Raw genomic sequence first — 7,694 nt, 5'->3', positions numbered from 1 at the left:
GGTCGCGTCGGTGACGACGGCGGCCAGCGGCCCGTCCGGCACGGCGAGCCCGGCGGCGCGGGCCAGCCACCCGGCGAGCAGGTCGGTCTCGGCCAGCGGCAGGCGGGCCGCGTCGGCGCCGGCGACCTCCAGCAGCACGGCGGCGTCGTCGAGGGTGCCGCCGGTGTCCGGGTCGGTCAGCGAGGTCAGCCCGGCCCCGGCACACGCCTTCCAGGCCGCCGTGTCCAGGCCGGTCCCGTCACGGTCGTCGGACCCGGCCCCGAGGATCGAGGCGGCCAGGTCGGCCAGGTCGCTGTTACGGGCCATCAGCGCAGTCCCATCCCCCGCGCGACGATGCCGCGCAGGACCTCGTTGGTGCCGCCGCGCAGGGTGAACCCGGGCGCGTGCAGCACGGCGTCGGCGAGCAGCCGGGCGAACCCGGACTCCGCACCCGGGTCCGGCGGGATGTCGACCAGCAGCCGGGCGGCGTCGACGATCTCGTTCTCGTAGCGGGTACCGAGGTCCTTGACCAGGGCCGCCGCCAGCTCGGGGGCCCGGCCGGACTCCAGCGCCCCGGCGACGGCCAGCGACATGGCCCGCAGCGTCCACAGCCGCGACACCAGCGACCCGACGCGACGACGGGTGCCGGCGTCGGCACGGCCCGCCCCGGCGAGCTCGCCGACCAGCGACGCCAGCAGCGGGTAGGTCGACAGGAACCGCTCCGGTCCGGAGCGCTCGAACGCGAGCTCGCCGGTGACCTGGGCCCAGCCGTTCCCCAGCTCGCCGAAGACCCGCGCGTCGGGGATGAACACGTCGTCGAAGCGGACCTCGTTGAAATGGTGCGCCCCGGTGAGCAGCGGGATCGGGCGGATCTCCACCCCGGGCGAGTCCAGCTCCACCAGGAACTGGGACAGCCCCGCGTGCCGGTGCGCGTCGTCGCGCGGCTCGGTGCGCACCAGCGCGAAGAACGCGTGCGCGTGGTGCGCCCCGGAGGTCCACACCTTGGTGCCCGACAGCCGCCACCCGCCGTCGACGCGGGTCGCCCGGGTCCGCACCGACGCCAGGTCGGAGCCCGAGTCCGGTTCGGACATGCCGATGCCGAAGTACACCTCGCCGCGGGCGATCCCGGGCAGGAACGCGCGACGCTGCTCCTCGGTGCCGTGGCGCAGCAGCGACGGCCCGATCTGGCGGTCGGCGATCCAGTGCGCCGCCACCGGTGCGCCCGCGGCGAGCAGTTCCTCGGTGACGACGTAGCGCTCCAGCGCGGTCCGGCCGTGCCCGCCGTACTCGGTGGGGATGGTCATTCCGAGCCAGCCGCGCTCCCCCAGCCGCCGCGAGAACGACTCGTCCCAGCCGGAGAGCCACACGTCCGCACGCGGGGTCCAGCGGGCGGCGCCGCGCTCGTCGTCGAGGAAGGAACGGACCTCGGCCCGCAGGTCCGCCAGCCCGGCGGGGAGCTCGACCGGGTCGGGCACGAGCTCGGGCAGGGCCGCTGCCGGTGTCGATGTCGCTGCCACGGGCCTCATCATGACCCAGCCCCGCCGGCGCCGCCGGTGTCTATGGGCCGACTCACCGGGGTACGTTCCGGGCATGACCACCAATGCTGACGAGCGCAGGGTGCTGGATGCCGTCCCCACCGGCCTGTTCATCGGCGGCCGGTGGCGGCCGGCGGAGAACGGCGCGACCGCGAAGGTGGAGGATCCCGCCACCGGAGAGGTGCTGACCGAGGTCGCCGACGCCTCCCCCGCCGACGGCATGGACGCCCTCGCCGCCGCGCACGCCGCGCAGCCCACGATCGCCGCGATGGCGCCGCGGGAGCGCAGCGAGATCCTGCGCCGCGCCTACGACCTGCTCCACGAGCGGATCGACGACCTGGCCCTGCTCATGACCCTGGAGATGGGCAAGCCCTTCGCCGAGGCCAAGGGCGAGGTCGTCTACGCCTCGGAGTTCCTGCGCTGGTTCTCCGAGGAGGCCGTGCGCATCGACGGCGGCTACCAGGTCGCCCCGAACGGCCAGACCCGCTTCCTCACCATCCGCCAGCCCGTCGGGGTCTGCGTGTTCGTGACCCCGTGGAACTTCCCGCTGGCCATGGGCACCCGCAAGATCGCCCCGGCGGTCGCCGCCGGCTGTGCCTCGGTGATCAAGCCCGCGCCGCAGACGCCGCTGACCATGCTCGCGTTCGCGCAGGTGCTGGCCGACGCCGGCCTGCCCGACGGCGCCCTGAACGTCATCAACGCCACCGACGCCGGCGCGGTGATGGAGCCGATCCTGCGCGACGGCCGCGCCCGCAAGATGTCGTTCACCGGGTCCACCCCGGTCGGGAAGCTGCTGCTGTCCCAGGCCTCGGACAAGGTCATGCGGTCGTCGCTGGAGCTGGGCGGCAACGCCTCGTTCATCGTGCTCGACGACGCCGACGTCGACGCCGCCGTCGAGGGCGCCATGATCGCCAAGATGCGGAACATGGGCGAGGCCTGCACCGCCGCGAACCGGTTCTACGTCCAGCGCGGCGTCGCCGAGGAGTTCACCGCGAAGCTCGCCGAGCGGATGGGCGCGCTCAAGGTCGGCCGCGGCACCGAGGAGGGCGTGAACGTGGGCCCGCTCATCGACGCGAAGGGCCTGGACAAGGTCACCGACCTGGTCGCCGACGCCGTCGCCGCCGGTGCCTCGGTCGCGATCGGAGGGAGGGCCCAGGACGGGCCGGGCTACTTCTACCCGCCGACCGTGCTCACCGACGTGCCGGTGAACTCCCGGCTCAACCACGAGGAGATCTTCGGCCCGGTCGCGCCGATCACCGTCGTCGACAGCGCCGACGACGCACTGGCCGCGGCCAATGCGACCGAGTTCGGCCTGGTCAACTACGTGTACACGCGCGACCTGAACCGGGCGCTGCACATCGCCGAGAACCTCGAGAGCGGCATGATCGGGCTCAACACCGGTCTGGTGTCGAACCCGGCCGCCCCGTTCGGCGGCGTCAAGGAGTCCGGGCTGGGCCGCGAGGGCGGCACCGTCGGCATCGACGAGTTCCTGGAGACCAAGTACGTGGCCATCGGCTACAGCGGCTGACCCCACGCACGACCGAGGGCCCCGGTGCCGTACGGCGCCGGGGCCCCCGTGTGTCGCGGGTCGGTCAGTTGGCCGGGGCCGCGGGTGCCGCCGGGGCCGGGGCCTGCGGCTGGATCGGCACCGCCGGGTCCTGGCCGGGCACCGGCTCGGCGGGCTGGGTCACGTCGGCCCGGCCCCCCGAGACGAGCTCGACCAGCTCGACGCCGCCGTTGAGGGTCAGCATCACGACCAGCAGCGCCACCGAGGCGACGGCGGCCGCGGTGAGCCCGCGCTGCGCGGACCCGCTGGTGACCAACCGGCCACGGCTGGTCTCCACCACCCAGGCGCGGGCGGCGAACACGGCCAGCATCAGACCGAACGCGAGCCAGGTCAGGAGGAATCCGTTCACGGGTTCGGCACCTCCCCACCGGCCGCCGGGGCCGGGGCCGTCGCCGGTGCCGGAACGCCCGGCGCCGGGAGCGGCTCGTTGCGCACCAGGATGGCGTCGAAGCCGCTCTCGTAGGTCGCGCGGTACTGGCCCGACGCGATGAGCTGGTTGCGGATCTCGATCGTCCAGCCCGGCTCGCGGTCGTTCAGGACGACGCCCTGCTTCTCGATCGCCGGGTAGAACAGGATCGTCTGCGGCTGGACCTGGTCGATGCAGCGGAACGGGTCCGCGGCGAGGACCGCGCAGCCCTGACCGCCCGAGGCCATGTTGTTGTTCTCGCCCACGCCCTCCAGGGCGTAGGGCCCGACCGTCGACAACGGCTGCACCGTCGCCCCGGGCGGCGCCTCGGCGTAGGCCTTGCGGGTCATCTGGACGTCCTCGGTGGTGACGTCGGTGTAGGCCTCGTTACCGCCGCGGATGAAGATGAGCAGACCGAAGACGACCACCATGCCCACCGCGAGCAGCCGTTCGCGCTTGCGGTCGACGCGGGCGAAGGCCCGCAGCGCGTCGACGGCCAGGATCGACAGGATCGGCAGGCCGTAGAGCAGCACGCGCAGGAGCAGCTCGCCGCCGTAGCTCTGCACGACCGCCATCCCCATGGGGATGATCGCCAGCAGGATCGGCACGAGGTCGCGGCGGCGGCGCCAGTAGACCCAGGCCCCGGCGAAGCCGAGGACGTAGGTCAGGCCGGTCATCACGACCCGGAACCCCTTGCCGACGAGCTGGCCCGTGTCGCCCTGGAAGCGGTCCGCGACACCGGCCTGCAGCGCGCTGCCGTCGTCGCCGCTACCGATGATCATGCTGATCTGGTTCATCCAGAAGTCGCGGGCGCCGATCAGCACGAACACCGTCACCGCGGCGATCGCGACGATCACCAGCCCGCGTCCGCGGAACCGGCCGACGACGGCCAGCACGGCCAGCTGGCCGATGATGGCGAACGGGGTCAGCTGGTGGGCCGGGGCGACGGCGATGACGCACAGCGCCGCGCAGAAGTAGATCAGCAGCAGCTGCCGGGCGGGCAGCGTCGGCGTGTTCGGCGGGGTCAGCGCCGACACCAGCCAGCGCCGCCACCGGGGCAGCGGTGGCGCCCCGCGGTGGGCCCGCGGCCAGCCCGGGACCCCGGCGTTGTCGACGCGGCGGGTCGCCAGCGGGCCGAGCGCGAAGGTCAGCACCGTCAGCAGCAGCACGATCGCGGTCGCCTGCGGGGAGAAATAGTCCTGCTCGATCCAGTTCAGGCCGATGAACAGCCAGGCCGCGACCCACGGCGCTCGGGTGCCCCCGAGCATCGAGCGGGCCAGGGCGTAGACGCCGATCGCCCACACCGCGGTGACCGCGGGCGGGTACCAGCGCAGGATCGTGTCGAGCTGGTCGGCACCGGCGGCGTCGCGGATCCACGCCCACTGGGCGAAGAACGCGGGCCAGTAGAACCGCGCGTCCACGCCGGTGGGCGGGACGCCGTTGTTGCTGGCGACCGCGTCGACGAACCCGGAGATCAGCCAGGCGGTGGTGAACCGGGCCTGGGGCTGCACGACCGAGGGCAGGCCGGTCGAGCACAGCAGCAGCACACCCGTCGCGGCACCCAGCATCGGGATGCGCGGGCGGCGCGACCAGAGCTCGAGCAGGCAGGCGCCGATGGCGAGCAGCAGCGCGACCCACGCGAACGGGCTCAGCGCCGGGGCGAGGCCCCAGCCGCCCAGGTCGGACAGGTCGGTCGTCGCGGCGGCGACGGGCAGCAGCAGCACCGCGAGAACGGCCAGGACCGGTGCGCCCCAGACCCACAGCGGGGACAGCGGCTCGGCGGTCTCGGGTGCGGGCGGCGGGGGCGGCGGCGGGCCGTCACCGGGCGGGCGCGGGACCGGGCCGCGGACGGCCGTGGTCGGCGAGTCCGGGCCGGGCGGCGTGACGAACTGGGTCCGCTCGCTCGCGCTCTCCTCCGCGACGCGGGTCCGCGCGACGGCGGGCTCCTCGCCGCGGTGGCCGCGGGTGGACGGGTCGGGGCCGCCCGTCCGGCGGGTCTCCGACGTCACGACTTCACCTCCGGTGTGCTCCGGCGGTTCCACGCCGGGACGAATCTGAGTGCCAGTGCGCAGAGGATCTGCGCGCCGACGTAGCCGAGGACGACCGGCAGCATGGTCATGCTGACCGATGCGGTTCCGGGGTCCGGCAGCGGGACCAGACCGGCGAAGACCACGACCAGGCCGGTGTTGAGCAGCTGGATCTTCGCGTAGCCCATTCCGTCGCCGTCGGCCTGGCGGCGGGCGAGCTCGAACACGACGATCAGCCTGAAGAACAGGCCGCCCATGAGCACGGCCAGCGCCGGGGCGCCGGGCGCGTAGCCCTCGCCGAGCAGCGACAGCACCGGGTAGCCCAGTGCCGCGCCGAGCCCGAGCGCGGGGACGAACAGCAGGAGCATCCGACGCCGGGCGACGCGGGCGAACTCCTCGGCGCGGTGCGGCTCCCGGGCGGTCTGCACGGTCAGCGAGTTGGTGAAGAACGTCGCGGCCAGGTCGATGACGGTCACCGCCTGCCAGCAGATGAAGAAGACCGCGCCGATCTCGTTGCCCATCCGGAAGTTCGCGAACAGCGGGACCTGGTTGTAGAGCAGCGCGTTGCCGCACTGCGCCAGCGCGGTCGGCGCCAGGAACGCGATCATCTCCGGGCGCGACGGCAGCGTGCCCGGCCCACCGGCGCGGGCGAAGCGCCGCACCATGAACCAGAGCAGCACGGTGCCCGCGGCGATCCACAGCACGACCGGGATCGCCCAGGACAGCACCAGCGCCTCGGAGGCGAGCGTGCTGCCCAGTGCCAGCAGCAACACGATCCGGGTCACGGCGAAGGTGCCGTTGCGCCACACCGCCACCCACGGCCGCCCGATGGCGACCATGACGAAGTCGTGGACGACGAACACGCACCAGCCGGCGCAGGTCAGGACCAGGACGACCAGGCCCCAGCCGAACGATCCGCCCCCCGCGGCCTCCGCGACCCGGGGCACGAGCGTGCCGTAGATCAGGCCGATCAGCCCGGACAGCGGCATGATCAGCAGCAGCGAGCCGAAGGTGAGCCGGACCGACCTGCGGCCGGCCCCGGGGAGCCAGCGCAGCAACGCCAGCCCCAGGTTCAGCTGGGCGACGCCGCCGATCAGCTGGAAGGCCGACACGAACTCCGAGGCCCGGCCGACCTCGGCCTGGGGCATGAGCCGGGTCGCGATCAGCACGCCGAGCAACCCGGCGACCGAGCCGAAGCCCGAGCACAGGGTCAGGGCGATGCCGTCGCCGATGCCGCCGTTGCGGTCCGGGACCTGCTCGCCGCCGTCACCGCCGTCGCCACCGCCCGGTCCGGGTGGTCGGGTGGGCGGCGGGGTCGGCGGGTTCTCGCCGGGCCCGCGCAACCCGACCAGCGGCGGGAGGTACTCGGTGTGCTGCTCGGCGTTGCGGCGCGAGTGCGCCCGGGCGTGGGCGGTGGCGAGACGCTGGGTCGGGGCGTCCGGGTCGACGCCCGCCGCCTGCGGTCCGGGGACGGGGCCGGGACCGGCCGTACCCGCGGCGGGGCGGGGACGCGCCGGCCCGACCGGCCTCACCGGGAGGTCCCGCTCACTGGGCCACCACGGCGTGGCGCAGCAGGAACGGGACCGACAGGAGCGTGACGACGAACAGGGCGACGCTCGGGTACCAGAGCCCCAGGCTGACCATGAGCTGGCCGCCGATCAGGGTGACGGCGGTGCCGACCCCGAGGGTCAGGAGCCAGACGTGCGCGGCGGGCGCGCGGCGCAGGAAGCCCGCGGCGGCCCAGCCGGGACCGAGCAGCAGGAAGCCGATGGTGACCAGCAGACGGAACTCGCCCAGCGCGCCCCCGCTGATCCCGGCGATGCTCAGGCCGCAGGCGATGACGCCGGCGACGACGAGCAGGATCGCCACGTACCGCCGCGCGGTCCTCGCGCGGGTCAGCTCAGCTGCGGACTGCACGCTCACCGCGGCTCACTCCTCTTCACTGGTGGTTCTCCCGGCGCCACGCCCCTCGTGGGGCGTGGGCCGGTGGGGCACGGACCGGGCCCGATCCGGTCCCGGGGCGCTCAGGACGCCTCTTCCCCCCATGCGTACCGCACACCGGTCCGCTCGGGACGGGCGGACCCGTCGCGCTCGGCGCCGACGGGGCGCTGCTCGCGGGCGACCGGCGACGGGGCCGGCTGCTGCGGTGCGGGCCGGCCCGCACCGGGCTGCGGCTGCGG

General features: G+C 74.3%; 6 protein-coding genes and 1 pseudogene. 1 reads left to right on the top strand and 6 read right to left on the bottom strand.

Annotated elements, in window-relative coordinates; translation table 11 throughout:
* Positions 1 to 306, bottom strand: a pseudogene (locus NH602_RS25615) (hypothetical protein); the annotation flags it as partial.
* Entirely contained in the window at positions 306 to 1,505 is a 1,200-nt protein-coding gene (locus tag NH602_RS25610; protein ID WP_073575303.1) for an acyl-CoA dehydrogenase family protein, read from the bottom strand. The gene NH602_RS25610 and the pseudogene NH602_RS25615, both read right to left, overlap by 1 nt.
* Positions 1,506 to 1,569: 64 nt before the next feature.
* On the opposite strand from NH602_RS25610, the gene NH602_RS25605 reads away from it, so the two are divergent.
* On the top strand, positions 1,570 to 3,042 hold the full coding sequence (locus NH602_RS25605; RefSeq protein WP_073574801.1) for an NAD-dependent succinate-semialdehyde dehydrogenase: 1,473 nt from the start codon (positions 1,570 to 1,572) through the stop codon (positions 3,040 to 3,042).
* A 64-nt stretch (positions 3,043 to 3,106) separates the two neighbouring features.
* On the opposite strand, the gene NH602_RS25600 is transcribed toward NH602_RS25605, so the two are convergent.
* The 4 genes from NH602_RS25600 to NH602_RS25585 are packed head-to-tail and all read right to left on the bottom strand — an operon-like array spanning position 3,107 to position 7,437.
* A complete protein-coding gene (locus tag NH602_RS25600; protein WP_073574800.1) occupies positions 3,107 to 3,430 on the bottom strand; it encodes a hypothetical protein in 324 nt (107 codons plus the stop codon).
* Positions 3,427 to 5,496 (bottom strand): hypothetical protein, encoded by a 2,070-nt coding sequence (locus tag NH602_RS25595; RefSeq protein ID WP_253069128.1) that lies wholly within the window; start codon positions 5,494 to 5,496, stop codon positions 3,427 to 3,429. Before NH602_RS25595 ends, NH602_RS25600 begins: the two co-directional genes overlap by 4 nt.
* Positions 5,493 to 7,046, bottom strand: coding sequence for a lipopolysaccharide biosynthesis protein (locus NH602_RS25590; RefSeq protein ID WP_179759810.1), 1,554 nt, complete (start codon positions 7,044 to 7,046; stop codon positions 5,493 to 5,495). The genes NH602_RS25595 and NH602_RS25590 overlap by 4 nt, the downstream gene beginning before the upstream one ends.
* A gap of 13 nt (positions 7,047 to 7,059) precedes the next feature.
* Positions 7,060 to 7,437, bottom strand: a complete 378-nt coding sequence (locus NH602_RS25585; RefSeq protein WP_139282736.1) for a hypothetical protein — start codon at positions 7,435 to 7,437, stop codon at positions 7,060 to 7,062.
* Positions 7,438 to 7,694 lie beyond the last annotated feature (257 nt).

Source organism: Pseudonocardia sp. McavD-2-B, assembly GCF_024124365.1.
GTDB classification, from domain to species: domain Bacteria; phylum Actinomycetota; class Actinomycetes; order Mycobacteriales; family Pseudonocardiaceae; genus Pseudonocardia; species Pseudonocardia alni.
Note: the sequence above shows the minus strand (reverse complement) of the source record. Positions and strands in the feature narration are given on the sequence as shown.

Coding starts and splice junctions, on each gene's coding strand:
- NH602_RS25610 (WP_073575303.1), bottom strand. CDS start 1,505: ATGAGGCCCGTGGCAGCGACATCGACACCGGCAGCGGCCCTGCCCGAG.
- NH602_RS25605 (WP_073574801.1), top strand. CDS start 1,570: ATGACCACCAATGCTGACGAGCGCAGGGTGCTGGATGCCGTCCCCACC.